We start from the raw sequence: 24,318 nt of genomic DNA, 5'->3' as shown, positions 1-24,318 counted from the left end.
TCACTCGCCTTCCGTACGGTCCGACGGGCCGGACAGGGCCTGCTGGATCAGGGCGACCTCGTCGGCGCCGCTGTCCGGCACGATGAAGTCGTCCAGCCGGCAGATGTCGTCGATCGAGTCGAGGATGTCGTCGGGCGAGGCCGGTGCGACGCCGCCGTACCAGCCGGGCGTGACGCCCAGGAAGATCCGCCCGACCCGGCCGCCGCCGACGGTGAGGATGTGCCGGTTGAGCTGGCACTGTTCGGAGGCGAGGAAGGTGGCCACCGCCGCGACGTGCTGCGGGTCGAACCGGTCGGTCAGGTCGCCGAGCAGGTTCTCGGTCATCCGGGTCGCGGCGGTGGGGGCGATGGCGTTGACCAGGACGCCCCGGCGGGCGCCCTCCAACGCGAGGACGTTCATCAGGCCGATCAGACCCGCCTTGGCCGCGCCGTAGTTGGCCTGCCCGAAGTTGCCGAACAGCCCGGACGACGAGCTGGTCAGCACGATCCGGCCGTAGCCCTGCCCGATCAGGTGCGGCCAGGCGGACCGCAGCACATGGAACGCGCCGGCCAGGTGCACGTCCAGGACGGCGCTGACGTCCTCCTCGGCCATCTTGGCCAGGGTCCGGTCACGCAGGATGCCGGCGTTGTGGATGACGGCGTCCACCCGCCCGTACGCGTCGATGGCGCGGCCGACCAGGTCGGCGCCGCCGGCCGCGGTGGCCACCGAGTCGGTGGACGCGACGGCGGTGCCACCGGCCGCCTGGATCTCGTCGACGACCGCCTGCGCGGCACCGGAGGAGCCCGAGCCGTCGACCGCGCCGCCGAGGTCGTTGACGACCACCCGGGCGCCGCGTGCGGCGAGCGTGTGGGCGTGCGCCCGACCGATGCCGTTGCCCGCGCCGGTGACGATGACCACCCGGCCGTCCAGGCTGACCCGGCTCATCGCTCGCTCCCCAGGACCGCGACGAACGCCACGCAGGAACCCGGCTGGCCGCCGAGGTTCTGGGCGACCGCCACCCGGGCGTCGGGCACCTGCCGCGCACCGGCCTCACCGCGTAGTTGGGTGAAGCACTCGAAGACCATCCGCAGCCCGGTGGCGCCGATCGGGTGGCCGAACGACTTCAGCCCGCCGTCGGTGTTGACCGGCAGCGCGCCGCCGAGGTCGTACCGGCCGTCGAGGATGTCCCGCCAGCCCTTGCCCCGCGCCGAGAATCCCAGGTCCTCCATCAACACCACCTCCGTGGGCGTGAAACAGTCGTGCACCTCGGCCAGCGAGATCTCGGTTGCCGGGTCGGTGATCCCCGCCTGCTCGTACGCCTGCCGCGCCGCCTCGACCACCTCGGGGAAGGTGGTGAAGTCGTAGCCGTCGGCGGCCAGCCCGGCACCGGAGCCGGCGACGAACCCCATCCCGCGCAGGAAGATCGGCTTGTCGGTGTACCGGTAGGCGTCCTCGGCGCGCACCAGCACGGCCGCCGCCGCGCCGTCGGAGACGCCGGAGCAGTCCAGCACGCCGAGGTCCCCGGCGATCCGGGGCGAACGCTCCACGGCCTCGGCGGAGACCGCCTTGCGGAACTGGGCGCGCTCGTTCAACGCGCCGTTGGCGTGGTTCTTCGTCGCGACCTTCGTCAGGGCGCTGCGCATGTCCCGGGCGTCGACCCCGTACGCGCGCTGGTAGGCGGGCGCGAGCAGGGAGAACCCGGCCGGCGCGGTCCAGTCCACGTCGGTGCCGTCGGCCGGTGGGAAGACCGCCGACAGGCCGGAGTACGACGAGTCCTTCAGCTTCTCCACACCGGTCGCCATCACCATGTCGTACGCGCCGGAGGCCACCGCGAACGCGGCGTTGCGCAACGCCTCCGAGCCGGTGGCGCAGTAGTTCTCCACTCGGGTGACGGGCTTGCCGACCAGCCGCAACGGGCGGGCCAGCGTCTGCCCGGACATGCCGGAGCCCTGGGTGCCGACCCAGAACGCGTCGACGTCGTCGAGGGTCAGGCGGGGCTGGGACGCCACGCACTCGCGGACCGCGTCGACCAGCAGGTCGTCGGCGGAGGAGTGCCAGTGGTCCCGGAACGGGGTGCAGCCCATCGCGACGATCGCGACGTCGTGGGCCAATCGCCTACTGGCCATCGAGGGTGTCCTTCCTCGGGCGGAGTTTCCAGAAGTAGTTGTGGATCGCGTCGGTGGTCCACAGTCGCCGGAAGGTGGGCGTCATCGACATCCCGACGACCACGTCGGCAGGGTCGACGTCGGTCGCGTACGCGCTGAGCCGACCACCGCCGGCCACGTCGGCCACGACGATCGCCACCTCCGGTTCCGGCATGGTCGTCAGGTGGTCGCGGGTCGACGAGACGACCTGGGCGGTGCGGTCGCGCAGGGAGACCGTGGTGGTGGGCTCCGCCGAGGCGGCGACGACGCCGCAGCGGGCGCAGACGCGGCTGGGCGGTGTGGTGACCGTGTCGCAGGCGGTGCAGCGGCTGCCCTCCAACCGGTACTTCCAGCCGGCGCGGCGGTGCATCGGCGGGGCCGCCGGTGCCGGTGCCGCCGGCCGGGCCGGGCCCTGCACGTCCAGCAGTCCCCGCCAGCGCAGGTAGCGGCCGTAGCCGAGGCGGTGCCGCGCGTCGAGCTGGGCCCGGACGGACTGCCCGCCGCGCGCCGCGCGGACCTGGTCGCCCACCCGCAGGACGAACGCGTCGGCGCCCTCGGTGACCGACAGCAGCAGGATGTGCTGGCCGGGTTCCGCCTCGTCCAGGGTCGCGGCGAGCAGCAGGCCCGGGTGGGCGGCGCCGGTGAAGCCGGTGAGCCGCTCGACCGCCGCGTCCTGACCCGCGCCGCCGAGCGCGCGCCGCAGCACCGCCGCGCACCGGGCGTTGGACGACGACACGACCACGTGGTCGACGCCGTCGCGGCCCGCCTCGGCCAGGGCCCGTCGGGCCACGTCGAGTCCCGCCTCGGCGAGGATCTCCGCGGTGAACCGCTCGTCCCAGACCCGGTCGTGGCGCTCCCCCGGCAGCCGCCACCGTTCCAGCAGCTCCACGGTGCGGCCGGCGCGGGCGAGCAGGACGGCGGCGCGGGTGCCGCCGCCGACGTACGCGGCGGCGGCGTCGCCCTGGGCCAGTTCGTCGGGCGCGCCCGGGCGGGTGGTCCGTACGTCGGCGAGGGCGGCCACCGCGCCGGTCCGCAGGACCGTGTCGAGCGCGACCGCGCCGGACCGGTGCCCGTGCAGGTCCACCGCGCTGATCCCGGGGTCCAGGCCGACCGCCTCGTGCACCACGGTGGCGGAGGTCTTCCCCTGGTAGGGCGCGCTGGTGGTGGCCAGCAGCAGGTGCCGGTCGGTCGGGGCGCCGGCGGCGATGTGCCGCAGCGCCTCGACGGCCATGGTGATGCTGTCCTCGTCGAAGGCGGCGACGCCGCGTACCGGCCCGCCGGTGCGGGGCGGCCCGGTCGCGTCGATCCTGTTGTCGTCGAGCGCGTACGCCGGAACGTATGCCGCGTACGCGTCGATGCCGTGCTGCTCGTGCATGGGTGCCGGGTTCTCCTTCAGCTCCACGAGGGGATGGCGGCGAGCAGTCGCCGTGTGTAGTCCTGCTCCGGCCGGTCCAGTACGCGTTCGGCGTCTCCCTGCTCGACGACCCGTCCCCCGCTCATCACCGCGATGCGGTCGCACAGGTCGCTGGCGAGCATCAGGTCGTGGGTGACGAACAGCAGGCCGATGCCGAGTTCGTCGACCAGGGTGCGGAACAGCTCGACGACCTTGGTCTGGGTGGTGACGTCGAGGGCGGTGGTGCACTCGTCGGCGATCACCAGCGAGGGGCGGGTGACCACGGCGAGGCCGATGGCGACGCGCTGCTTCAACCCGCCGGAGAGCTGGTGGGGATAGCTGTCCAGCACCCGGGTGGGGTCGGTGATCCGCATCTGTTCCAGCACCTGCACCGAGCGGCGTTCGATCTCGGCCCGGGTGATGCCGGGAACGTGTCGACGCAGCACCTCGGCGAGGTGGACACGGACCTTCATCAGCGGGTTCAGCGAGCGCGACGCGTCCTGGAACACCATGCCCACGGCGCTGCCCCGGACCCGTCCGGTGCGGTCCACCCCGGGGGCCACCACCACGTCACCGGCGAGCGTGACGGAGCCCTGCTCGACCCGGACGTTGCGTTCCAGCAGCCCGACGACGCAGCGGGCCAGGGTGGTCTTGCCGCTGCCGGACTCACCGACCACACCGACGATCTGGCCGCCCCGGACCTCGAGGTCGACGGCGTCGAGCAGCCGCAGGTCGTCGGTGGCGAGCCGGGCGGTGACGGAGAGACCGCTGATGGTCAGCAGGTCGGTCATCGGCGCCTCTTCCGTGGGTCGTGGTGGGTGAGCAGCGCGTCGCCGAGCAGGTTGACCAGCAACACCAGCAGGGTGATGGCGAGGCCGGGGAAGAACGCGAGCCACCAGGCCTGGCTCAGCTCGTCCTGACCGGAGGCGAGCATCGAGCCCCAGCTCGCCCGCGCGGGTCCGACCCCCAGGCCGAGGAAGCTCAACGCGCTCTCGATCAGGATCGCGGTGCCGACCTGGAGCGTGGCGAGCGCGACGACGGTCCCGGCGAGGTTGGGCAGGACGTGCCGGAAGACGATCCGGGCCTCCGAGGCACCGGCGGCGCGCAGCCCGATCACGAACTGGCGTTCCCGTACGGCCAGGGTGGCCGATCGGGTGACCCGGGCGCAGACCGCCCAGCCGGTGAGCGCCAGCACCAGGAACAGCACCGGCAGCGAGCTGCCCCGATTCGAGATGATCGCGAGGGCCACCAGGATGAACGGCAGGGCGAGCTGGGCGTCGATGAGGATCGAGATGACCCGGTCGACCCAGCCCCGGAAGTAGCCGGCCAGCACGCCCAGCAGCGTGCCGGGGCCGATGGCGACCAGCGCGCCGACCAGGCCGATCATGATGGTGAGCTGGCCGGCGGAGACGAACTGGGTCAGCAGGTCCTGGCCGAGCTTGTCGGTGCCGAGCGGGTGTGCCCAGCTCCCGCCGTCGAGGAAGCCGGGCGGCTGGCGGGTCGCGTCCAGGTTCTGCCCGCGTTCGGGCAGCAGCCCGGTCAGCGGCAGGACGAACACCAGGACGGCGACCACGGCCAGCGGCAGGGACAGCCAGAACACCGAGGTACGCGCGCGTCGGGCGGTGCGTGCCGGCGGCACCGGCGCGGTGACCGGGTCGAGTTCGAGTTGGCTCACGGCACTCACCTCACCCTCGGGTCGACGATCGAGTGGAGGACGTCGACGAGCAGGTTGAGCAGGACGAAGACCAGGGCGCCGAACACCACGATCGCCTGCACCAGCGGGAAGTCACGGAACTGGATGGCCTGCAACGCGAGTTGCCCGAGGCCGGGCCAGGAGTAGACGTACTCGACGGCGACCGCGCCGGAGAGCAGGATGCCGGTCTGCAGGACGACGATGGTCAGGATCGGCATCATGGCGTTCTTGAACGCGTGCCGCCAGACCACCCGGTGCCCGGCGATGCCCCGGGCCCGCGCGGCATCGACGTACGGCTCGGCCAGCGCCTCGCTCATCGAGGCCCGGGTCAGCCGGGCGATGTGTGCCATCGGGTAGACCGACATGGTGAGGGCGGGCAGCACCAGGTGCCGGAGGCTGCCGGACTGCCCGGCGGGTAGCCAGCCGAGGTTCACCGCGAAGAGCACCACCAGCATCATGCCGAACCAGAAGACCGGCACGGACTGGCCGAGCAGGGCCAGCGTGGAGGCGGCCCGGTCCCACCAGGTGCCTTCCCGGGTGGCCGCGAGCACGCCCAGCGGGATGCCGACGAGCATGGCGAGGGCCATGCCGGCGGCGACCAGTTGCAGGGTGTACGGCAGCCGATCGGCGATCATGGCGGTGTTGGCCTGGTAGAACTGCAGCGACTGCCCGAGGTCGCCGGTGAAGACGCCCTTGAGGTAGTTGAGGTACTGCACCACGAGCGGTTGGTCGAGCCCGAGTTCGGCGCGCAGCGCCTCGCGTTGCTCGGGCGGCGCCATCGGCCCGAGGATCATCGTGGTCGGGTCGCCGGAGAGCCGACCGAGGGCGAACGCCAGGCTGAGCGCGATGAGCAGCGACGCGAACAGCGACGCGAGGCGGACGCCGATCCGGCGTACGGTGCTGGCCTTCATCGGCGGTTCCTCCATCGCGCGCCGGGCATCGCGGCGAGCAGTTCGCGCGTGTAGTCGTGTCGCGGTGTCACGAAGACCGTCTCGCAGGGTCCCGCCTCGACCACCTGACCACGGAACATGACGTGCACGGTGTCGCAGACGGCGCGGACCACGGCCAGGTCGTGGCTGATCATCAGCAGCGCGGCACCGGTGGTCGTCCGGATCTCCCGGAGCAGGGCCAGCACGTCGGCCTGGACGGAGACGTCGAGCCCGGAGGTCGGTTCGTCGGCGACGATGAGCCGGGGACGCATCAGCAGCGCGCGGGCGATGCAGACCCGCTGGGCCTGGCCGCCGGAGAGCTGGTGCGGGAACCGGTCGAGGATCTCCGGCGCGAGCCGGACCCGGCCGAGCAGGTCGGCGTCGGTGATCCAGGACGTGCGGCGGGGTTGCAGGGTACGCAGTTCCCGCAGCCCGGAGCGGACGGACTGGCGGGGGTCGAGGGAGCCGTGCGGGTCCTGGAAGACCACCTGCACCTCGGGGCGCAGCCGGCGCAGCTGCCCGCGCCCGATCGAGGCGAGCGAGTGGCCGAGCAGCCGGATGTCGCCCGAGCCGCGTGGCCCGAGCCCGGTCGCGGCCATCGCCAGCGTCGTCTTGCCGGAGCCGGACTCGCCGACGACGGCGACGCTCTCTCCGGCCGCGATGCGCAACGACACCTGGTCCACCGCGCGGAACACCTCCCCCGTACTGCGGTTGCGGTGCTCGACGACCAGGTCGTCGACCGCCAGTACGGGCACGTCCGCCTCCGGGGTGCGGGGATGCCGGGTGTCGCCCGGCATCCCCGTCTCCACTGCCTCCGACATCGTCAGCGGGTCGTCTTCGTGAAGTCCACGGTGTTCAGGGGACCGAACTCGACGCCGGTGACGCCGGGAGCGGTCGCGTAGTTGAACACCTGCCGGTACAGCGGCACGTAGCAGTGCTTCTCCACGACGCCCATGGTGTTGAGCTGCTCGTAGATCGGGGCCGCCTGGTCGGCGTCGTCCTGCTCCAGCGCGTCCTGGGCCATCTCGTCGAAGCGCGGGTCGGGGCAGTTGCCGGTGATCGACTGGGTCTTCATGAAGCCGCTGGCGAAGAAGTCCGGCACGGCCACGTTCGGCACCCCGGCGAAGATCGCGATGCCGGGCACCTGGCGGCCGATGACGCGCTTGACGAGCGTGCCGTAGTCGAGCGGTTCGTAGTTGACCTTGAAGCCGGCCTGCTCCAGGCTGCCGCCCACGGCCTGCGCGACCTCCTCGATGTTGGTGTACTGCGCGGCCGGGTAGGTGATCTGCACGGTCGGGCCGCCGGAGCCGACCAGTTGCTTGGCCCGGTCCAGGTTCGGGGTGACGCTCTGCGCCGGCTGCTCGCCGGGCCGGACGTTGAGCAGTCCGGCGTCGGCGACCGCCTGGCCGTCGAAGATGCCGCGCACGATCGCGTCGCGGTCGATGGACAGCGCCGCCGCCTCCCGCAGCTCGGGCTTGTCGAACGGGGCCTTGGTCGAGTCCAGGAAGGCGATGATCTTCATGGCGGTCTCGGTGCTGACCACCTCGACGTTGGCCGCCTTGGCGGCGGACGCCTGGGCCGGCGGGAGGTCGAAGGCGATGTCGACGCTCTTGCTCTGGATCAGGGCGAGCCGCTGGGCGGCCTCGTTGGCCCAGGTGAAGGTGATGCCCTGGTTGCTGGGCGCCGTTCCCCAGTACTCGGGGTTGGGCGTCACCGACATGTCACGCCCGGCGTTGCCGCCCGCCCACACGTACGGGCCGGTGCCGACCGGGGCGGCGGCGAAGCCGTCCGAGCCCTTCTCCTCGTAGTACTTCGGGGGCACGAGGTAGACCGTGGTGAGCAGGTCCGGGATGTTGTACTGCGGGGCCTTGGTCTTCAGCACGACCGTGCCGGCGTCCGGGGCCTCGATCGAGGTGACGTTGCCGAAGTAGGACTTCAGCTGTGACGCCTCGCTGTCCCGGGTGAGGGTGATGGTGTTCGCGACCGCCGCCGCGTCGGCCTTCTCGCCGTTGCTGAAGCTGACGTCGGGCCGGACGGTGAAGGTCCAGGTGGTCGCGTCGGTGCGGGTCCAGCTGGTGAGCAGGCTGGTGTCGGCCGGGCCGAGGTTGTCGTCGGTGCCGATCAGCGTCTCGAGCATGGTGGCCCAGACGATCTGACCGGACCGTGCGCCGACGATGGGATCGAGGGTGGCCGGTTGGGCCGCGAGCAGCGCCCGGATGGGCGTCGAGTCCGACGCGCCGGAGTCCGACGAGTCGGAGTCGCCGCAGGCGGTCAGGCCGATGCCGGCGAGCGTCAGTGCCGTAGCGAGCGCCACTGTGCGCCGTGAGTGCGAGGATTTCATGATCATCATGGCTGTCCTTCACAGGGGATGGACCCGTCGTACCCCCGCGTGACGCGGCGGTGACGTTCGCCACAAAGTACCGACCAGCCGGTATCAAGTCAACGGGTCGAGCCGGTATCTCGTTCATGACAATCACGTCACATGGGCAGGTCAGGCCCGGACATTGCCTTCATACCGACCGGTACGTATTATGCCGAGGGTGACTCCCACACTCACCCACGACCGCGACGGCCACGTCGCCCGGGTGCGGTTCGACAACAGCGCCCGGGGCAACTGTCTCGACGACACGACGCTCCGCGATCTCGTGGACACCCTGGAGACCGCGGCGGCCGACGAGGCGTGCGCCGTCATCCACCTCGACATGGCCGGCCGGCACTTCTGCGGCGGCTGGGACACCTCGGCGTTCGGACGACTCCGCGACGCGACCGCCGCGACGGTCGCGGACGGCCTGCGGGACAGCGACGCCGCCCTGCACCGCGTCCGGCGACTCCCTGTGCCCGTGGTCGCCGCCGTCCGGGGGCAGGTCGTCGGATTCGGTGCCGGCCTGCTCAGCGCGATCCACCTGCCGGTCGCCGGCGAGGGCGTCCGGCTCTCCCTCCCGGAGGCCCGGTTCGGCTTCGCCCCCGCCGGAGTCGGCCACACCATCGCCCGGTCCGTGCCCCGGCCGCACGCCTACCACCTGCTGACCGGCGCCGCGACGGCCACCGCCCGGGACCTGCTCACCTGGGGCCTGGTCGCGCAGGTGGTACCCGACGACGACGTCGACCGTGCGGTGGACGCCCTCGTCGACGCGCTGCGCACCGTGCCGGCCCGGACGGTGCGCGCGGTCGTCCAGGTCGTCGAGTCGAGCCTGGAGACCGGCAGACCAGACCGGGCCTACGAGATCTCCGCCGGCACCATCGTGGCGGGGCTGAGCACCCGGGAGGCATCCGGATGAGTCAACCGTTCCGGCCCGGCGAGGCCGTCTGGGTGGAGCTGTGCACCCCGCACCCGGAGCAGGCCGAGGAGTTCTACCGCACGCTGTTCGGCTGGACCGTGCGGACCGAGCGGCTGGGCACCACCACGTACCGGATGTGCAGCCTGGACGGCCGCGACGTGGCCGGCATCTCCGACGCCACCGCCCTGCACGGCGGCCGGCCCCGGGGCTGGATCGCCTACTTCGCGGTCCACGACATCCACCGGTCCGCAGCGCAGGCGGTCGAGCTCGGCGGCGAGTTGGTGACCCCGCCGCGCTACCTGCCCGCCGCCGGGACCGGTGCCGCCGTCATCGACCCGTTCGGCGCCGCGTTCGGCCTCTATCAGGGCGAGTCCCGGGCCGGTGTGCAGATGCTGAACTCGGTCGGCGCGCTCTGCTGGAACGAGCTGGACACCGGGGAGCCGGACCGCGCGGTGGCCTACTACCGGTCGCTGTTCGGCTACACCACCCAACGGCACGGCGACTCCCCCACCGCCCGCCCGTACAGCCTGCTGATGCTCGACGACGTGCCGGTCGCCGGCGTGCTCGCCCTCGACAACGACTGGCCGAACCTGATCCCGTCGAAGTGGATCACCTACTTCGCGGTCGCCTCCCTGGACGAGGCGCTGCGCCAGGTCGTCGGGCTGGGCGGCACGCCCACCGTGGGCCCGGTCGACAGCCCGCACGGACGCCTGCACCTGGTGAAGGATCCCGGCGGACACACCCTCTGCCTGATCCAGCTCGAAGGCGGACTACGCCCACACCATCCCTCCTCCGACCCGGCGGTGACCCGATGACGGCCGAGCCCCTGTTCGACTCCGCCGAGTTCCGCCAGGTGTGCGGACACTTCCCCACCGGCGTCACGGCGGTGACCGCGGTGACCGGTGACGGCACCGTCGCCGCACTGACCGTGAACTCCTTCACCTCGGTCTCGCTGCGGCCTCCCAAGGTGCTGTTCTGCGTCACCAGCTCCTCGTCGAGCTTCCCGGTGCTGATGGACTCGGCCCGGATCGCGATCCACATCCTCAGCCAGGACCAGGAGGACGTGGCCCGCCGGTTCGCCACCTCCGGGCTGTCCGGGGCGGACAAGCTCGACGGCGTGTCCTGGGTGCCCGGGCCGGACGGGGTACCGCTCCTGCCGGGCACGCCGGCGGTCCTGGCCGGGCGTCGCGACACGGCGATCACCAGCGGCGACCACGTGATCATCCTGCTCGACGTGGACCACGTACACCTGAAGCCGACGAGCGTCCCGGCGCTGTCGTTCTACCGGGGACGGTTCGTCGCACCGTCGAGCACGCCGGGGCAGTGACCCGCCGAGACGCCGGGGACGTGACCGCCGGTCTGCCCGGCGGTCACCGCCGTCACGGCAGGTAGCGGAAGAGGATCTCCGCCACGCAGCAGGTGGTGGAGTCCTCGGCGAACTCCACCACCACCGACGCCTTGGCCTGGACGCCGCCCTGCACCCCGGCGATCGGCTCGGCGGCGAGCAGCGTCGCGGTGCCCTGGATCGGCACGCCCGGCGGCAGCGGCTTGACGAACCGGACCCGGTCCAGCCCGTAGTTGACGCCCATCGAGAACGTCTTGACCTCCAGGATGTCCGCGAGCAGACGCGGGACGAGGGCCAGGGTGAGGAACCCGTGCACGATCGTCGTGCCGAACGGACCGGAGCGGGCCCGCTCCACGTCGACGTGGATCCACTGGTGGTCCTTCGTCACGTCGGCGAAGCGGTCGACCTCGTCCTGGGTGACCACCTGCGGCTCACTGGCACCCAGCTCCCGGCCGACGAGGTCGAGCAGGTCGGCCGGGGTGGGCGCGATGGTGCGGGAGGCGGTACGCATCGGGCGGCTCCATTCGTGGGACGACGGGAGATGAAGCATACCGACCGGATGGTATGCTCCCGCCAGGGTTCAGGACGAGGAGGTTCTCCGTGGCGTTTTCCGCGTACCAACTGCCCGAGGAGCACGAGGCCGTTCGCGAGGCCGTCCGGGCGGTCTGCGACCACCGGGTCGCCCCGCACGCCGCCGCCGCCGACGAGAACGCCGAGTTCCCGCAGGCCTCCTACGACGCCCTGCGCGCGGCCGACTTCCACGCCCCGCACATCCCCGTCGAGTACGGCGGCGCCGGTGCCGACGCGCTGGCCACCGCGATCGTGATCGAGGAGGTCGCCCGGGCCTGCGCCACCTCGTCGCTGATCCCGGCCGGCAACAAGCTCGGCACCATGCCGTTGCTGCTCGCCGCCGACGACGATCTCAAGCGCCGCTACCTGCCCCCGGTCGCCGCCGGTGAGGCGATGTTCTCGTACTGCCTGTCCGAGCCGGAGGCCGGCAGCGACGCGGCCGGGATGCGCACCCGCGCCGAGCGCGACGACGACACCTGGGTCCTCAACGGCGTGAAGCGCTGGATCACCAACGCCGGCCTGAGCGAGTACTACACCGTCTTCGCGGTGACCGACCCGGACGCCCGCTCGCGGGGCATCTCCGCGTTCCTGGTGGAACGCTCCGACCCCGGGGTCAGCTTCGGTGCGCCGGAGAAGAAACTGGGCATCAAGGGATCGCCGACCCGCGAGGTCTACCTGGACAACGTCCGCATCCCCGCCGACCGCATCATCGGCGCGCCGGGCACCGGCTTCGCCACCGCGATGAAGACGTTGGACCACACCCGGGTCACCATCGCGGCGCAGGCGCTCGGCATCGCGCAGGGCGCGCTGGACTACGCCAAGGGGTACGTGGCCGAGCGCAAGCAGTTCGGCAAGGCCATCGCCGAGTTCCAGGGTGTGCAGTTCATGCTCGCCGACATGGGCATGAAGCTGGAGGCGGCCCGGCAGCTCACGTACGCCGCGGCCGGCAGGTCCGAGCGCGGTGACGCCGACCTGACGTACTTCGGTGCGGCGGCGAAGTGCTTCGCCTCGGACGCCGCCATGGAGATCACCACCGACGCGGTGCAGTTGCTCGGCGGGTACGGCTACACCCGGGACTACCCGGTCGAGCGGATGATGCGCGACGCCAAGATCACCCAGATCTACGAGGGCACCAACCAGGTCCAGCGCATCGTGATGGCCCGCCAACTGCTCAACGGCTGAATCGTGACGGCCCGGTAGCCGCTCGGCGGCTCCGGGCCGGGCCGACTCAGACCAGCCCCTCCAGCACCATGGCGCTGAACTGGCGCGCCACGTCGTCGACACTGAGCTTGCCGCCGACGTTGAGCCACTGGTAGGCCCAGGCGCACATCCCGACGAGCCCGAAGGTGACGATCCGGGAGTCGACGTCGGCCCGGAACACACCGCGTGCGACGCCGTCCTGGATCATGCCGGCGAACGCCGACTCCAACCGGTCGCGCTTGCGGGTCACCTCGGCGAACAGGTCACCGGTGAGGTAGCGCCGCTCCTGATAGAAGATGGTGACGTGGGCGCGGTACTCGGCCACGCTGGTCAGGCTGAGCCGGATCAGCTCCGCGACCCGCACCTTCGGGTCGTCGCTGCCGCTCTCGATCCGCTCGATCGCGGCGAGCTGCGCCTCCAGGTACTCCTCCTGGATGTGCCGCAGCAGGTCGTCCTTGCTCTCGAAGTGGTGATAGAAGGCGCCCTTGGTGAGCCGCGCCTGGTCGGCGATCTCCTGCACCGACGTGCGGTCGAAGCCCCGGCGCTCGAAGAGTTCGAGGGCGCTCGTGATCAGGGATCGACGGGTGTTCTCCGGGTCGTAGCCGTCGGGCCAACGCTGCCGACGTCGGGTCGTCGCCGGCCGGCTGGACGTCGCACGAGCCATCTGTGGCCTCCGCCTTCGGTACCCCGTCAATGTCCCGTCATCCTACCGCCCGGTCGGAAGGTTGTGGGGGCACGCGCCCGGCGATTCATCCGGGTGACTACGAATCGGCCGCCGACGGCTACCAGACGGGCCGCAGCGGCGGGAGGTCGTCACCGGCGATGCTGCGGATCACCCGGGCGAGTTCCTGACGCAACGCGGTCAGCCCCTCATCGTCCAGGCTGACGGCCAGCCGGGACTCGATCTCGGTCAGGGTGCGCCCCGCGGTACGCATGTGCTCGCGGCCCTTGTCGGTGAGGACGACGAGCTTGCGACGACCACCGAGCGGGTACGGGCGGCGCTCGACGTAACCGGCACCTTCGAGGTAGTCGACGATCTGCCCGGCCGCCTGCTTGGTCACACCGAGTTGCCCGGCCAGCTCCGTGCTCGTGGCACCCGACCCCTGCAACAACTGGAAGACGAATCCGTGGATGGGACGAAGGTCGTCGTAGCCGATCGCGTCGAGCGTGGTGACGAACTCGGTGAGGACGAGTTGGAACGCCATGCCCAACAGGAAGGTCAGCGGAGTTCGCTCGAGCGGGTCGGGGTCAGCCATGCAAAGAAGCTTGACACAGACCGCAGGCAGGACTTTACTGACGCTACTCAAGTAAAGCTAATTTACTCGGAGGCCGCCGATGAACGTCGTCAGTGAGACGGAAGCCCGTACGACCACCACCCCCGCCGGCCGGATGTTCGGCCTCGCCGGCCCGAGCCAGGGCAGCGCGGAGGTGAGCACCTGGCGGGTCGAGGTCGGCGAGGACGCGGCCACGCCGGTGCACGGCATCGACGCCGAGCAGGTGTGGATGCCGATCTCCGGCACCTTCGAGGTCACCGTGGGCGACGAGACCAAGCTCGTCAAGGCCGGCCAGGCGCTCGTCCTTCCGGGCGGTGTCATGCGTCAGCTCAAGACCGTCGGTGGCCCGGCCCAGGCGCTGGTCGCCATGAAGGTGGGCGGCAAGGCCATGCTGCCGGACAGCGACGACAAGGTGCCGCTGCCCTGGGCGCAGTGACCCACCCCGGAGCGTCGACTCCACGCCCGCACGGAGGCAGCGGACCGGGTTCCGGTCAGCGTGTCGAGTCCGCCTGCGGCTCCAACAGCCCGGCGCGTTGTGCCAGCATCGCCGCCTGCACCCGGTTGTCACAGCCGAGCTTGGCGAACACCCGGTAGACGTGCGTCTTGACGGTGCCCTCGGAGACGAACAGTCGCTGGCTGATCTCGGCGTTCGACAGCCCCTGAGCCAGCAGGACCAGGACCTCCCGTTCCCGGCTGCTGAGCATGCCCACCTTGACCAGGTCCTCCTCGGGCCGGACGGTCGCGGCGGGCAGCCGGTCGAGCACCTGACGGGTGATCTTCGGGGACAGGTAGGCGTTGCCGGTCGCGGCGGCGTGGATCGCGTACGCGAGTTCCTCGGCGGCCGACTCCTTGAGCAGGAAACCGGCCGCCCCGGCGGCCAGCGCCTGCGCCACGTACTCGTCCTGACCGAAGGTCGTCAGCATCACCACCTGGACGGCCGGCGCCAAGTGCCGGATCTCCCGGAGCGCGGCCAGGCCGTCGAGGACCGGCATCTGGATGTCCAGCAGCGCCACGTCCGGCCGCTGCCGCACGGCCTGTTCGACGGCGGCCCGCCCGTCACCGACCTGTGCGACCAAGTCGATGTCGGCGGCCGGATGCAGGATGGTCTGGATCGCGGTACGGATCAGCGAGTCGTCGTCGGCCAGCAGGACCCGCAGGGAGACGGTCATCGCTTCGACCTCCGCCGTCGTCGTGGGGTCATGACGGCTGCTCCTGGAAGGTCTGCTTGTCGACGAGCACCCCGTCGCGGAAGCAGAACCGGTACAGGGTCTGGCCGAGTTCGGCGTCGGTATCGTGCCGGTCCAGGATAGACGCCTGGTAGTCGAGGCAGACGGCCCCGGGTACGTCCCGACCGCCGACCGCTCCGGTCACCGCCGCGTCGGGATCCGGCAGCCGTTCGCGTACCTCGGTCTCCGGCTGGCCGACCCGGACCGCGTCGTAGGTGTCGCGGTCGACGATGACGAGCGCCATCATCACCCAGATCCCGGCCGCGCAGAGCACCAGGCAACCGGCGACAGACAGCGCGGTCGCGGCGAGGACGAGCCGGGAACGGCGGCGGTCGCGGTCCATCAGCGCCGCGAAGTCCGCCTCCGGTTCGGCGGCGGGCGGCGGCCGGTGCTCGACGGTGGGAGCGGGGCGTTCGTCGCCCGGGTACGGCAACGTGGCCGCCAACCGGAACCCGCCGTCCGGGGTCGCCCCGTGATAGAGCATGCCGCCCGCGACCCGGACGCGTTCGGTCAGTCCGAGCAGCCCCTGCCCGGAGGTGGCCCGCACCACCCGCTGCCCCACGGTGTTGGTCACACCGGCCACCAGCGCGTCCGGCTCGTACCGCAGCGACAGCACGATCGCGCCGCCCTGGGCGTGGCGCAGCGCGTTGGTCAGCCCCTCCTGGATCACCCGGTACGCGGCGTGCTCGGTCAGCGCCGCCAGCGGTCGCGGCTCCCCCTCGCGGACGATCTCCACCTCGGCACCGGAGGCACGTGCCTGCGTGGCCAGCTCGTCCAGGCCGGTCAGCGGACGTACCGCGGACTGGCTGTCGTCCTGTCCCAGGATGCCCAGGATCTGTCGCAGCTCGGTCATCGCCGCCGAGGACGTCTGGCGGACCAGGTCGGCGGCCTCGGATCGCCCGTCGTCGTCGGCGGCGCGCAGCATCCCGGCGTACAGCGAGATCAGCGTGAGCTTGTGTCCCAGCGAATCGTGCAGGTCCCGCGCGATGCGGGCCCGTTCCCGCGTCTGCGCCTGGCGGGCCACCTCGCTCTGCTGGCTGTGCAGTTGCACGTTGCGGTGGTGCATGGCGGCCAGCAGCACCCGCCGTCGACGGACCAACCGCGCGCCCCCCGCCGGCAGCGCCGCCCACAGCACGAACAACGCCGAGTAGGCCACCACCAGTTCCACGTCCAGCGGATCCGTCCAACCGACGGATCCCACGTAGCAGGCCCAGGCCAGGGACAGCCCGGCCGCGACCTGCCACCACCGGGCGACCCGGTAGCCGAGCGACGCGCTCAGCACCACCAGCAGCAGGCTGCTCTGCCCACCGGTGCCCAGACCGACCAGGGCCGCGGCGACGTAGGCCGGCAGCGGGTTGGTCAACCGCAGCACCATCAGGATCGGCGTGGTCACCCCGACCAGCCACGGCATCAGTGGGTACCAGTCGGCGGTGGCCGCCGGGAACGTCGCCGCCACGGTCACCAGCAGCACCAGGCTGATCTCGTAGACCCACCGCCACACCCCGGTCAGGCCGGCCCGCTCCCGCCACCGGGCCACCCACCGCCACGTGTGACTGCCCACGCTCATCGGGTCGGACCTCGCCCTCGGCTCTCGTCGTGGGCGATCCGGTCGACCGCCTGGTACGCCTCCAGCAGCCCGGCCCCGGTCCGCCTGCGGTAGATCCTGACCGACGCCACCCAACCGGCTCGATCGAGGGTGTCCCGAACCTCCGCGTGCAGCGCCCTGAGTTCCGGCGTGCCACGATCGGTCATCCTCGACACCCGCCGACGCAGAACCTGTGCGACGACGAGCATCACCACGCCGACCACACCGATGCACAGAGCCACGATCGCTGTCATGCTCCACAGTGTTGCGACAGCCGCTCCGGGTCGGCGTCTGGCGGACGACGGAAACACACCTCACACTTTCGTTGACCCGCACCCGGTACGAGAAACCGCCCGGGTGCTGCACACCCGGGCGGTGACTTACTCTCGGTGTCCCGTTCATTCCGGAATGGTGATGCCCCGCTTCTCCTTCAACACCCCGTCGACGAAGCAGAATCGCCACAACTCCGGGCCGGGATCGCCCAACGGCGCCACGGTGAAATAGGCACACGAGGCGTCGACCGGAATGCCCTGCCGTCCCGGGTCGTCGGGATAGAGGTCCTTGTCGCGCATCCCGCTCAGCGGCTCGGGCAGCGCGGCGCGGACATCCGATTCGGCCGTTCCCACCTGCTGTGCATCGAACTGCTCCCGCGTGACGCCGGCCCCGAGCACCTCCTTGCCCAGCGCGATCGCCTGGTAGACGGTCCACCCGATGCCACCGCACAGGACGACGATGACGGCGGCGATGATGAGGCCGACTTTTCGCATGACAGTTCCTCCGTCGTGATGGGGAGGTCCAGCTTCGCGGGAATCGGTCGCCGAATCGTCAGTGCTTCGTCGGATCCGCGAAGCAGCGCGGTACGACGAAAGTGCGACCTTCCTCCATTCGCGACCGGCTCACAGGTATCGGACGCCGGTCAGCCCAGCGGCCTCCGCCCACATCCGCCGCCCGTTGTCCGGGTCCTGTGCCGGTGCGCTCGCCCGTACCTCGGTGACCGGTCCCCGGATCTCCTGGAGACCGCGCGGCCCGAAGAACTGCCCACCACGTACGCCGATCGCGGTGGCCGCGTAGAGCTGTGGTCTGGCGCCGGCCTCGACTCGGCTGATCAGCAGCGCGCTGAGCCGCCCGACGGCGCGGAGGAACACGGTGCGGTCGGCCAGCGCGCGCGGGGTGAGATTGGTGGCGGTCATCCCGGGGTGGGCGAGCACGCTGATCACCGGTGATCCGGCGGCCCGCAGACGGCGGTCCAGCTCCAGGCCGAGGATGGTGGCGACCAGCTTGGACATCGAGTACGCCGTCGGGCCGTGGTAGGACTTCTCGGAGTTCAGGTCGGCCAGGTCCAGGCCGCGCCGCCGGTGCACGATCGACGAGACGGTGACCACCCGAGGCTGCCGTCCGGCGGTCAACCGGTCGAGCAGGAGGCCGGTCAGCGCGTACGGGCCGAGCGCGTTCGTCCCCATCTGCATGTCGAATCCGTCCGCCGTGAGGGCGGGGCGTGGTCCGGTCAGTGCCACCCCGGCGTTGTTGACCAGCAGGTCGAGCGGGCCGGTCAGGGCGGTGGCGAAGGCGCGGACGGAGTCGAGTGAGGCCAGGTCCAACCGCCGCACCTCGACGTCGGCCCCCGGAACCCGGCGTCGGATGTCGGCGGCGGTCTGCTCACCGGCCGCGACGTTGCGCACCGCGAGCACCACCGACGCTCCGTGGCGGGCCAGTTCCAGGGCGGTGACCCGCCCCACACCCGAGTTCGCCCCGGTCACCACCGCTCGGCGTCCCTGCTGGTCGGGAATCTGTGCTTCGGTCCAGTTCGACATGTCCGTCGACGCTAGGAGGCGGTGCGGCCCGTCGGAGAGACCTCGCCAACCTGGGACCGAGGGACCTACCCTGCGGTCGCACCGGCGCGGCAGACTCGGGTGGTGACCACCACGGCCTACACCCGCGAGTTGGCGGACTTCCTGCGCAACCGCCGGTCCCGGCTACGTCCGGAGGACCTCGGTCTGACGCCCGGGCCGCGCCGCCGGGTCACGGGCCTGCGCCGCGAGGAGCTGGCTCTGCTCGCCGGGGTGAGCACCGACTACTACCAGCGCCTGGAGCAGGGACGGGACGTGCGCCCCTCCGACGACGTGTTGACCGGCATCGCCCGTGCGCTCGCTCTCAACGCCGAGGAGACCCGCCACCTGCACGCCCTCGCGCGTCGGGCGCAGCGGCCGCCGACGCCCCGTCGGCGCACCCGGGAGACGGTCCCGGACAGCATCCATCGGCTGCTGCACAGCCTGCACACCCCGGCCGTGGTGATCAGCCGTCACCTGGACTTGCTCGCCTGGAACAGGATGGCCACCGCGTTGTATCCGGGGATCGGCCCGGGCAACGTGCTGATCGACATGTTCACCCACGCCGAGGCGCGAGACCGGTGCGCCGGGTGGCGCGAGACGGTGCTGGACTACCTCGGCTTCCTGCGGGCGGCGGTGGCCGCCGATCCGGAGCACCCGCGCGCACAGGAGATCGTCGGCACGTTGACCATCCGCAGCGAGGAGTTCGGCCGGCTCTGGGCCCGTCACGACGTCCGCGAATCGGTCCACGGCAGCAAGGTCTTCGCACATCCCCAGGTCGGCGAGTTGCGCCTGGACTGGGACGCCTACACGCCGCCGGGGCGCAGGGGGCCGATCCTGATCGCCTACACCGCCGCCCCGGGCAGTGCCGCCGCCGAGCGGCTGTCGCTGCTCGCCGCGTACGCCGGGTGAGGCTGGCCGGTCACGGCCGGCCAATCCGGACGAAATGGACACGCATCGACTTCCGGAAATGAAATTTGGGCCGTCGACGGGCCCCGCCCGAAAGCCCCGCTGAGCTGCGATTGTGGGCGACTCGGACCAACCGCATCCAGTCCGTCCACATCGATCATTCATCGACCATCGTTGATAATCGGAAACATCGGTGTAATGCTGGGCCTTGGAAGCGCTCCCATGTCGATCCGATCGCCGAACGGAGGACGTAACGTGCGTTCACACAAGCCCGACCAGTCCGGCTCGCGAGTCCGGTCCGCTGCCCGCCAGCCGCTTCGGGCGCTCGTACTGCTGCTCGCCATGATGGCCGGGATGATCCCCTGGGTCGGTGCCGCGCAGGCCCACGGCACCATCATCAACCCGGCGTCCCGGGCGTACCAGTGCTGGCAAACCTGGGGCAGCAACCACACGAACCCGGCAATGCAGCAGCAGGACCCCATGTGCTGGCAGGCGTTCCAATCCAACCCGGACACCATGTGGAACTGGATGAGCGCGCTGCGGGACGGGCTGGGCGGCAACTTCCAGGCTCGCACTCCCGACGGGCAGCTGTGCAGCAACGGTCTGTCCCGGAACAACAGCCTGAACCAGCCCGGGGCGTGGAAGAGGACCAACGTCAGCAACAACTTCACGGTCCAGCTGTACGACCAGGCGAGCCACGGCGCCGACTACTTCCGGGTGTACGTCAGCAAGAACGGGTTCAACCCCGCCACTCAGACCCTCGGCTGGGGGAACCTGGACTTCATCACGCAGACCGGGCGCTACGCCCCGGCTCAGAACATCAGCTTCAACGTCTCGACGTCCGGATACACCGGACACCACATCGTGTTCGTCATCTGGCAGGCATCCCACCTCGACCAGGCGTACATGTGGTGCAGCGACGTGAACTTCGGCTGATCCGGTAACACCGCCCACTGCGGCATCGGCTCCGGCTCGGGACCTGTCCCGGGCCGGAGCCGCCGCGTTCGCGCTACTTCATCGCGGCGATCTGGATCAGGTTGCCGCAGGTGTCGTCGAGCACGGCGGTGATCACCGGGCCCAGGTCGGTCGCCTCCTGGACGAACCGCACCCCCAGCCCCTTGAGGCGTTCGACCTCGGCGTGGACGTCCTCGACGGCGAACTGGGTGTACGGGATGCCGTCGGCGACCAGCGCCTCCTTGAAGGGTCGGGCCGCCGGGTGGCCCTCCGGCTCCAGCAGCAGCTCCACGCCGTCCGGGTCGGCCGCGGACACCACGGTGAGCCAGCGCGCCGCACCGGCCGGCACGTCGGTCTTCTTCACGAAGCCCAGCTTCTCGGTGTAGAAGGCGAGCGCCTTCGCCTGGTCGTCGACCACCACGCTGGTGATGTTGATGCGAAGCACGGTTGCTTCCTCTCAGTCGGTGGGCCACCGCTCGGCGATCGCGCGCAGCGGGCCGGTGTCGATGTGGTGGAACTTGTACCGGCCCTGTCGCCGGACGTGCACCAGCCCGGCCTGTTCGAGCACCGCGAGGTGTTGCGAGATGGCCTGACGTGACGAGGTCAGACCGTGCTTCATGGTCAGCCAGCCGCAGATCTCGAACAGGGTCTGGCCATCCCGGTCGACCAACTCGTCCAGGATGATGCGTCGCGTCGCGTCACCCAGGGCCTTGAACAGATCCGGTTCCGCGTCCACTCGCACAGTTATAGGCAAGCAGAGACTTGCCTGTCAAGTCCGCCACGCTCCGTCGGGCTCAGCCGATCGAGTGGGCGTGCCGGGCGGTCCGCTCGGCCAGCCACAGCCAGCGGCGCTGCACGTCACCGCTGGTGGCGGCGACCATCGACAGGGCGTCGCCGCCCACCTTGCGCAACGCCTCAGCCTCGGCCGCCGGGTCGTCCAGCAGTGCCGCGCCGTCGCGGAACGCCTCCGCCTCGGCCGACCCGCCGAACCGGGGCGTGACCTCGTCACGCCAGAAGTCGTCCCAGGCCAGCGTCGGATTCCAGGAGAACCTGGCGTACGCCAGGTAGCTGATCTCGTTGGTCGGGTGGTACGCGGACGCCTCGGCGAAGATGGTCAACCCGCGCATGCCGGCGGCGGCGGTCCGGGTGGCCATGTCGGTGTACATCTCCGGCACCCACGAGTGCCGCTGCCGGTTCCACTGCGACCCCGCGTGCGTGCGCAGCACGTTGGTGCTGTGCGGCAGTGCCGCCACGTGCTCGGCGGTCAGCCGGTCCCGGTTGTCATACCAGAAGCCCCGGTTGACGCAGTACTGGTACGCCACGTCGTCGGGCAGGTCGGCCAGCGGCCCTTGCGCGTCGAGGTCGAAGATGTTGTCCCAGTACACCTCGACCAGGTGGCGCAACGGCACCCCGGCCGGACCGGGTCGGCGGGCGGTGTCCAGCAGGGTCGGGTACACCGACCGCATCGCCTCGTACGACCAGGAGGTGCGCTCACCACCGGTACGGTCGACGCACCGCGCGCAGGCGCAGCTGCCGTAGTCGCCGGTCTCGAAGTTGATCCCGCCGACCGGCAGGGTGTCCAGCAACCAGTCGATGGCGTCGCGGTGCCAGGCCAGGTTCTCCGGCTGCGACGGGCAGGCGGCCATCATGTACTCGCTGGCCGGGAAGTGCAGGTCACCGAACTCGTCGATGTCGAAGCCGACCTTCTTCGGCAGTTCGGCCGCGAGATCGGGGCGCTGGCGCAGCCAGGTGGCGAGGTTGTACCGGTGCCGGCCGTCGAAGTAGATGCCGCCGTAGGCGTTGATCCCCACCCCGGCGATGATGCGTACGCCCCGGGCGTTGGCGTACTCGCACAGGTCGCGGGCCGCCTCGACGCCGCCGTGGGCGTCGCGCAGCAGCCCGTAGACCACGATCCCGCCGATGCGTTCGGCGCTGCAGAAGTCCACCAGCCGCCGGTAGTCGGCACCGAAGGCGTCGGCGCCCTTGGCGTACGGGTTGAGTGCGCCGATCTCCTGCTGGCCGAGCTGGCGCAGGTCCCAGTTAGTGGAGTGGTCCCAGGTCCACAGCGTCCGCAGCGGCAGCCCGGGTGCGCTGTGGTGCGATCCGACGGGCAGCCCGGCCGGGGTGGCCCGGGCCAGCAGGTCCCGGACGGCGTAGACCAGGCCGGCGAAGGGATCGCCGACGACGCGGATCTCCCCGGTGGCCGGCACCTCGACCCGGAAGCCGCCGTCGGGCAGCGTCGGGTCGGGGACGAACCGTACCGGCTCCGGCCCCTCCCCCAGCGACTCGGCCAGCAGGGTGGCCGCGAACGGCGCGTGCTCGGCGCCGTGCACCCGGACGCCGGGAATCTGGCGGTACGACATCATGACCTCCCGAGGGACTGCGGAGTGGCGGCCAGGTAGTCGACGACGTCGAGAGCCGTCCACACCCGGTGCCGCCAGTACGGATCGTGTTCGACGAGGGCGCGGGCAGCCGCCGCGTCGGGTGCCCGCAGCACGAGGACGGAGGCGCTCAGGTCGGCGCGGGCCCCGGCGAGCAGGGCGGTGCCGTCGGCGAGCAGTCCGCGTACGTGTGCCAGGTGGGCCGCCCGGTGCGGCTCGCGGCGGCGGACCGCGTCGGCGGCGAAGGCGGCGGTGACCAGGAAGGTCGGTTCGAAGATCACTCGTTCGCCCCGATCGCCCCGACCAGGCGTTGCAGGGCCACCCGGTAGACGCTCTGCGGCCGGCCGGCTCCGGTGCTGACGTGCACGCCGACCTCCTCGGCGAAGCCGGCCGCGCGCAGTGACTTGAGCAGCCGGCGGGCCGAGCGGGTCTCCACCCCGTACGCGTCGGCCAGACCCCGCGCGGTCACCTGGTTGGGGTCCATCTGGTGCAGCGCCTCCAGCAGCCGCCGGGTGGACAGCGGCCCGAGGCGCAGCTGCTCGGAGACCCGCAGCACGCCGGGGGCGGTCTCGCGCAGCCGCTGCTTGACCGCGCTCTCCCGGGTGGAATAGATCTCCCCGTCCGGGAAGACCACGTGCGTCTCGCCACCCCGCCCCAGGGCGAGAGCCTGGCGGGCGTTGGCCTCGGCGGCGGCGATGGTGGTGCCGGCGCCGAAGCCGACGGTGTGGTCCCCGTCGACGCCGCGCAGGCTGAGCAGGGAGGCGTGCCCGGCGCGGTGCCGGGCGATGGCGCTCTCCACGGTGCCCCGGGTGGTGGTGATGACCAGCGTCCGGTCGTCGATGGTGTTGAGTCGCCCGCGCATCCGCTCGGCGTGCTCCAGCAGTGCCTCGCGCAGCCGCAGGCGCTGCCGTTCCGCCTGGTACGGGTCCTGCGGGCGGCTCGCCGACTCGGCCACCTCGATCATCATCACCGCGATCTGGGTGGCCCGGGACTGGCGTACCTCGGCGGCGAGCCAGGCCCGGCGCAGCGCGTCACGGACCGAGGCCCGGGTGTGCTCGACGCGCCAGACCGGCACCCCGCGCTCGCGCAGTTCCCGGTGCACCGCGCCGAGGCAGGTCAGGCACGCCTCGACGGCGCCGGACTCGTACCGCTCGCGGTGGTAGGCGGTGATCTCGGCCAGCCCGGAGAAGAGCAGGCCCGACGAGTCGGCGATCGGCAGGATGTCGGTGGGCGGGGTCAGTTCGATGTCGTGGTACGTCTCCCGGACGGTGTCCGCCTCGATGGTGTCCACACTGACCCGGGGCAGTCGCCCGCCGCCGGCCAGCAGCATCCGGGACAGCGTGCGGTACAGGTCGATCCCGGCGTGCCGGATGTAGTCGATCTCGGCACGCAGCCCACCGGCCGCCGCGGCGAAGGCGTACGGGATGCGCCCGGTGAACAGCAGCACCTGGCAGAGGTCGTCCAGCTCACGGGCCAGGTGAGGTGCCTGCTCCGGGTCGGTGTACGCGCGGGTGGTCACCTCCTCCGCGCGGCCCTCCCCGGCCGCCACCTCCTGCACGAGCCGGATCGAGTCCTCCGGGCCGATGATCCCGATCACGCTGCCGCCTCCACGTCGTCGCCTCGCCGTCGCCT

Annotated in this window: 28 protein-coding genes; 7 read left to right on the top strand and 21 right to left on the bottom strand. The window is 71.3% G+C overall.

The window, feature by feature from the left end; all coding sequences use genetic code 11:
• Genes ACIBO1_RS19065 through ACIBO1_RS19030 form a run of 8 tightly spaced genes read right to left on the bottom strand, consistent with a single transcriptional unit; the run spans window position 1 to window position 8,488 of the window.
• Window positions 1-924, bottom strand: coding sequence for an SDR family NAD(P)-dependent oxidoreductase (locus ACIBO1_RS19065; RefSeq protein ID WP_396748183.1), 924 nt, complete (start codon window positions 922-924; stop codon window positions 1-3).
• Window positions 921-2,105, bottom strand: a complete 1,185-nt coding sequence (locus ACIBO1_RS19060) for an acetyl-CoA acetyltransferase (protein ID WP_396748181.1) — start codon at window positions 2,103-2,105, stop codon at window positions 921-923. Before ACIBO1_RS19060 ends, ACIBO1_RS19065 begins: the two co-directional genes overlap by 4 nt.
• The gene (locus tag ACIBO1_RS19055; protein WP_396748179.1) at window positions 2,095-3,525 is read right to left on the bottom strand and encodes a zinc ribbon domain-containing protein; all 1,431 of its coding nucleotides are present in this window, start codon (window positions 3,523-3,525) and stop codon (window positions 2,095-2,097) included. The genes ACIBO1_RS19060 and ACIBO1_RS19055 overlap by 11 nt, the downstream gene beginning before the upstream one ends.
• Window positions 3,516-4,307: an ABC transporter ATP-binding protein gene (locus tag ACIBO1_RS19050; RefSeq protein WP_396748177.1), complete on the bottom strand. Its 792-nt coding sequence runs from the start codon at window positions 4,305-4,307 to the stop codon at window positions 3,516-3,518. The genes ACIBO1_RS19055 and ACIBO1_RS19050 overlap by 10 nt, the downstream gene beginning before the upstream one ends.
• A complete protein-coding gene (locus ACIBO1_RS19045) occupies window positions 4,304-5,191 on the bottom strand; it encodes an ABC transporter permease (RefSeq protein WP_396748175.1) in 888 nt (295 codons plus the stop codon). Before ACIBO1_RS19045 ends, ACIBO1_RS19050 begins: the two co-directional genes overlap by 4 nt.
• A 5-nt stretch (window positions 5,192-5,196) precedes the next feature.
• Complete coding sequence (locus tag ACIBO1_RS19040; RefSeq protein ID WP_396748173.1) at window positions 5,197-6,120, bottom strand: ABC transporter permease; 924 nt, start codon at window positions 6,118-6,120, stop codon at window positions 5,197-5,199.
• The gene (locus ACIBO1_RS19035; protein ID WP_350697099.1) at window positions 6,117-6,959 is read right to left on the bottom strand and encodes an ATP-binding cassette domain-containing protein; all 843 of its coding nucleotides are present in this window, start codon (window positions 6,957-6,959) and stop codon (window positions 6,117-6,119) included. Before ACIBO1_RS19035 ends, ACIBO1_RS19040 begins: the two co-directional genes overlap by 4 nt.
• Before the next feature lie 2 nt (window positions 6,960-6,961).
• A complete protein-coding gene (locus tag ACIBO1_RS19030; RefSeq protein WP_396748171.1) occupies window positions 6,962-8,488 on the bottom strand; it encodes an ABC transporter substrate-binding protein in 1,527 nt (508 codons plus the stop codon).
• A 190-nt stretch (window positions 8,489-8,678) separates the two neighbouring features.
• On the opposite strand from ACIBO1_RS19030, the gene ACIBO1_RS19025 reads away from it, so the two are divergent.
• From ACIBO1_RS19025 to ACIBO1_RS19015, 3 genes are read left to right on the top strand one after another with little or no spacing between them, the layout of a single operon-like run.
• The gene (locus tag ACIBO1_RS19025; protein ID WP_396748169.1) at window positions 8,679-9,416 is read left to right on the top strand and encodes an enoyl-CoA hydratase/isomerase family protein; all 738 of its coding nucleotides are present in this window, start codon (window positions 8,679-8,681) and stop codon (window positions 9,414-9,416) included.
• Entirely contained in the window at window positions 9,413-10,231 is an 819-nt protein-coding gene (locus ACIBO1_RS19020; RefSeq protein ID WP_396748167.1) for a VOC family protein, read from the top strand. Before ACIBO1_RS19025 ends, ACIBO1_RS19020 begins: the two co-directional genes overlap by 4 nt.
• Complete coding sequence (locus ACIBO1_RS19015; protein WP_396748165.1) at window positions 10,228-10,743, top strand: flavin reductase family protein; 516 nt, start codon at window positions 10,228-10,230, stop codon at window positions 10,741-10,743. The genes ACIBO1_RS19020 and ACIBO1_RS19015 overlap by 4 nt, the downstream gene beginning before the upstream one ends.
• Before the next feature lie 52 nt (window positions 10,744-10,795).
• Here ACIBO1_RS19015 and ACIBO1_RS19010 read toward each other — a convergent pair whose 3' ends face one another.
• Window positions 10,796-11,272 carry a MaoC family dehydratase gene (locus ACIBO1_RS19010; RefSeq protein WP_396748163.1) on the bottom strand — a complete coding sequence of 159 codons (477 nt, stop codon included), beginning with the start codon at window positions 11,270-11,272 and terminating at the stop codon, window positions 10,796-10,798.
• An 89-nt stretch (window positions 11,273-11,361) separates the two neighbouring features.
• Between ACIBO1_RS19010 and ACIBO1_RS19005 the strand changes: the two genes are divergently transcribed.
• Window positions 11,362-12,513 carry an acyl-CoA dehydrogenase family protein gene (locus tag ACIBO1_RS19005; RefSeq protein WP_396748161.1) on the top strand — a complete coding sequence of 384 codons (1,152 nt, stop codon included), beginning with the start codon at window positions 11,362-11,364 and terminating at the stop codon, window positions 12,511-12,513.
• A gap of 46 nt (window positions 12,514-12,559) precedes the next feature.
• Here ACIBO1_RS19005 and ACIBO1_RS19000 read toward each other — a convergent pair whose 3' ends face one another.
• Together ACIBO1_RS19000 and ACIBO1_RS18995 are read right to left on the bottom strand one after the other, a co-directional pair.
• Entirely contained in the window at window positions 12,560-13,195 is a 636-nt protein-coding gene (locus tag ACIBO1_RS19000; protein ID WP_396748159.1) for a TetR family transcriptional regulator, read from the bottom strand.
• Window positions 13,196-13,313: 118 nt separating this feature from the next.
• On the bottom strand, window positions 13,314-13,787 hold the full coding sequence (locus ACIBO1_RS18995; protein WP_396748158.1) for a MarR family winged helix-turn-helix transcriptional regulator: 474 nt from the start codon (window positions 13,785-13,787) through the stop codon (window positions 13,314-13,316).
• Between the two features lie 79 nt (window positions 13,788-13,866).
• On the opposite strand from ACIBO1_RS18995, the gene ACIBO1_RS18990 reads away from it, so the two are divergent.
• Entirely contained in the window at window positions 13,867-14,241 is a 375-nt protein-coding gene (locus ACIBO1_RS18990) for a cupin domain-containing protein (protein WP_396748156.1), read from the top strand.
• A gap of 55 nt (window positions 14,242-14,296) precedes the next feature.
• Here ACIBO1_RS18990 and ACIBO1_RS18985 read toward each other — a convergent pair whose 3' ends face one another.
• From ACIBO1_RS18985 to ACIBO1_RS18965, 5 genes are all read right to left on the bottom strand, one after another.
• Window positions 14,297-14,974, bottom strand: coding sequence for a response regulator transcription factor (locus ACIBO1_RS18985; protein WP_396748154.1), 678 nt, complete (start codon window positions 14,972-14,974; stop codon window positions 14,297-14,299).
• A 28-nt stretch (window positions 14,975-15,002) separates the two neighbouring features.
• Entirely contained in the window at window positions 15,003-16,598 is a 1,596-nt protein-coding gene (locus tag ACIBO1_RS18980) for a sensor histidine kinase (RefSeq protein WP_396748152.1), read from the bottom strand.
• Window positions 16,595-16,870 (bottom strand): hypothetical protein, encoded by a 276-nt coding sequence (locus ACIBO1_RS18975; RefSeq protein WP_396748150.1) that lies wholly within the window; start codon window positions 16,868-16,870, stop codon window positions 16,595-16,597. The genes ACIBO1_RS18980 and ACIBO1_RS18975 overlap by 4 nt, the downstream gene beginning before the upstream one ends.
• 144 nt (window positions 16,871-17,014) lie before the next feature.
• Window positions 17,015-17,383, bottom strand: coding sequence for a hypothetical protein (locus ACIBO1_RS18970; protein WP_396748148.1), 369 nt, complete (start codon window positions 17,381-17,383; stop codon window positions 17,015-17,017).
• A 129-nt stretch (window positions 17,384-17,512) separates the two neighbouring features.
• Complete coding sequence (locus tag ACIBO1_RS18965) at window positions 17,513-18,427, bottom strand: oxidoreductase (protein WP_396748147.1); 915 nt, start codon at window positions 18,425-18,427, stop codon at window positions 17,513-17,515.
• Between the two features lie 102 nt (window positions 18,428-18,529).
• Between ACIBO1_RS18965 and ACIBO1_RS18960 the strand changes: the two genes are divergently transcribed.
• Complete coding sequence (locus tag ACIBO1_RS18960) at window positions 18,530-19,354, top strand: helix-turn-helix domain-containing protein (protein WP_396748145.1); 825 nt, start codon at window positions 18,530-18,532, stop codon at window positions 19,352-19,354.
• 252 nt (window positions 19,355-19,606) lie between these two features.
• Window positions 19,607-20,287 (top strand): lytic polysaccharide monooxygenase, encoded by a 681-nt coding sequence (locus tag ACIBO1_RS18955; protein WP_396748143.1) that lies wholly within the window; start codon window positions 19,607-19,609, stop codon window positions 20,285-20,287.
• 73 nt (window positions 20,288-20,360) lie between these two features.
• Here ACIBO1_RS18955 and ACIBO1_RS18950 read toward each other — a convergent pair whose 3' ends face one another.
• Genes ACIBO1_RS18950 through ACIBO1_RS18930 form a run of 5 tightly spaced genes read right to left on the bottom strand, consistent with a single transcriptional unit; the run spans window position 20,361 to window position 24,283 of the window.
• The gene (locus tag ACIBO1_RS18950) at window positions 20,361-20,750 is read right to left on the bottom strand and encodes a VOC family protein (protein WP_396748141.1); all 390 of its coding nucleotides are present in this window, start codon (window positions 20,748-20,750) and stop codon (window positions 20,361-20,363) included.
• Between the two features lie 12 nt (window positions 20,751-20,762).
• Window positions 20,763-21,041, bottom strand: coding sequence for an ArsR/SmtB family transcription factor (locus tag ACIBO1_RS18945; RefSeq protein ID WP_396748139.1), 279 nt, complete (start codon window positions 21,039-21,041; stop codon window positions 20,763-20,765).
• A gap of 58 nt (window positions 21,042-21,099) precedes the next feature.
• Window positions 21,100-22,671, bottom strand: a complete 1,572-nt coding sequence (locus ACIBO1_RS18940) for a hypothetical protein (protein ID WP_396748137.1) — start codon at window positions 22,669-22,671, stop codon at window positions 21,100-21,102.
• Window positions 22,668-22,967, bottom strand: coding sequence for a YciI family protein (locus ACIBO1_RS18935; RefSeq protein ID WP_396748135.1), 300 nt, complete (start codon window positions 22,965-22,967; stop codon window positions 22,668-22,670). The genes ACIBO1_RS18940 and ACIBO1_RS18935 overlap by 4 nt, the downstream gene beginning before the upstream one ends.
• Window positions 22,964-24,283: a hypothetical protein gene (locus ACIBO1_RS18930; RefSeq protein WP_396748133.1), complete on the bottom strand. Its 1,320-nt coding sequence runs from the start codon at window positions 24,281-24,283 to the stop codon at window positions 22,964-22,966. Before ACIBO1_RS18930 ends, ACIBO1_RS18935 begins: the two co-directional genes overlap by 4 nt.
• Window positions 24,284-24,318: the final 35 nt, after the last annotated feature.

Source organism: Micromonospora sp. NPDC049903, from assembly GCF_044460945.1.
GTDB lineage: Bacteria > Actinomycetota > Actinomycetes > Mycobacteriales > Micromonosporaceae > Micromonospora.
The sequence above is the reverse complement of the archived record's forward strand: the minus strand, read 5'-3'. Positions and strand labels throughout refer to the sequence as shown.

Bases quoted from the DNA above. Each gene is read 5' to 3' on its own strand.
- ACIBO1_RS19065 (WP_396748183.1), bottom strand. From the start codon at position 924: ATGAGCCGGGTCAGCCTGGACGGCCGGGTGGTCATCGTCACCGGCGCG.
- ACIBO1_RS19060 (WP_396748181.1), bottom strand. From the start codon at position 2,105: ATGGCCAGTAGGCGATTGGCCCACGACGTCGCGATCGTCGCGATGGGC.
- ACIBO1_RS19050 (WP_396748177.1), bottom strand. From the start codon at position 4,307: ATGACCGACCTGCTGACCATCAGCGGTCTCTCCGTCACCGCCCGGCTC.
- ACIBO1_RS19040 (WP_396748173.1), bottom strand. From the start codon at position 6,120: ATGAAGGCCAGCACCGTACGCCGGATCGGCGTCCGCCTCGCGTCGCTG.
- ACIBO1_RS19035 (WP_350697099.1), bottom strand. From the start codon at position 6,959: ATGTCGGAGGCAGTGGAGACGGGGATGCCGGGCGACACCCGGCATCCC.
- ACIBO1_RS19030 (WP_396748171.1), bottom strand. From the start codon at position 8,488: ATGATGATCATGAAATCCTCGCACTCACGGCGCACAGTGGCGCTCGCT.
- ACIBO1_RS19020 (WP_396748167.1), top strand. From the start codon at position 9,413: ATGAGTCAACCGTTCCGGCCCGGCGAGGCCGTCTGGGTGGAGCTGTGC.
- ACIBO1_RS19015 (WP_396748165.1), top strand. From the start codon at position 10,228: ATGACGGCCGAGCCCCTGTTCGACTCCGCCGAGTTCCGCCAGGTGTGC.
- ACIBO1_RS19010 (WP_396748163.1), bottom strand. From the start codon at position 11,272: ATGCGTACCGCCTCCCGCACCATCGCGCCCACCCCGGCCGACCTGCTC.
- ACIBO1_RS19000 (WP_396748159.1), bottom strand. From the start codon at position 13,195: ATGGCTCGTGCGACGTCCAGCCGGCCGGCGACGACCCGACGTCGGCAG.
- ACIBO1_RS18995 (WP_396748158.1), bottom strand. From the start codon at position 13,787: ATGGCTGACCCCGACCCGCTCGAGCGAACTCCGCTGACCTTCCTGTTG.
- ACIBO1_RS18990 (WP_396748156.1), top strand. From the start codon at position 13,867: ATGAACGTCGTCAGTGAGACGGAAGCCCGTACGACCACCACCCCCGCC.
- ACIBO1_RS18985 (WP_396748154.1), bottom strand. From the start codon at position 14,974: ATGACCGTCTCCCTGCGGGTCCTGCTGGCCGACGACGACTCGCTGATC.
- ACIBO1_RS18980 (WP_396748152.1), bottom strand. From the start codon at position 16,598: ATGAGCGTGGGCAGTCACACGTGGCGGTGGGTGGCCCGGTGGCGGGAG.
- ACIBO1_RS18975 (WP_396748150.1), bottom strand. From the start codon at position 16,870: ATGACAGCGATCGTGGCTCTGTGCATCGGTGTGGTCGGCGTGGTGATG.
- ACIBO1_RS18970 (WP_396748148.1), bottom strand. From the start codon at position 17,383: ATGCGAAAAGTCGGCCTCATCATCGCCGCCGTCATCGTCGTCCTGTGC.
- ACIBO1_RS18965 (WP_396748147.1), bottom strand. From the start codon at position 18,427: ATGTCGAACTGGACCGAAGCACAGATTCCCGACCAGCAGGGACGCCGA.
- ACIBO1_RS18940 (WP_396748137.1), bottom strand. From the start codon at position 22,671: ATGATGTCGTACCGCCAGATTCCCGGCGTCCGGGTGCACGGCGCCGAG.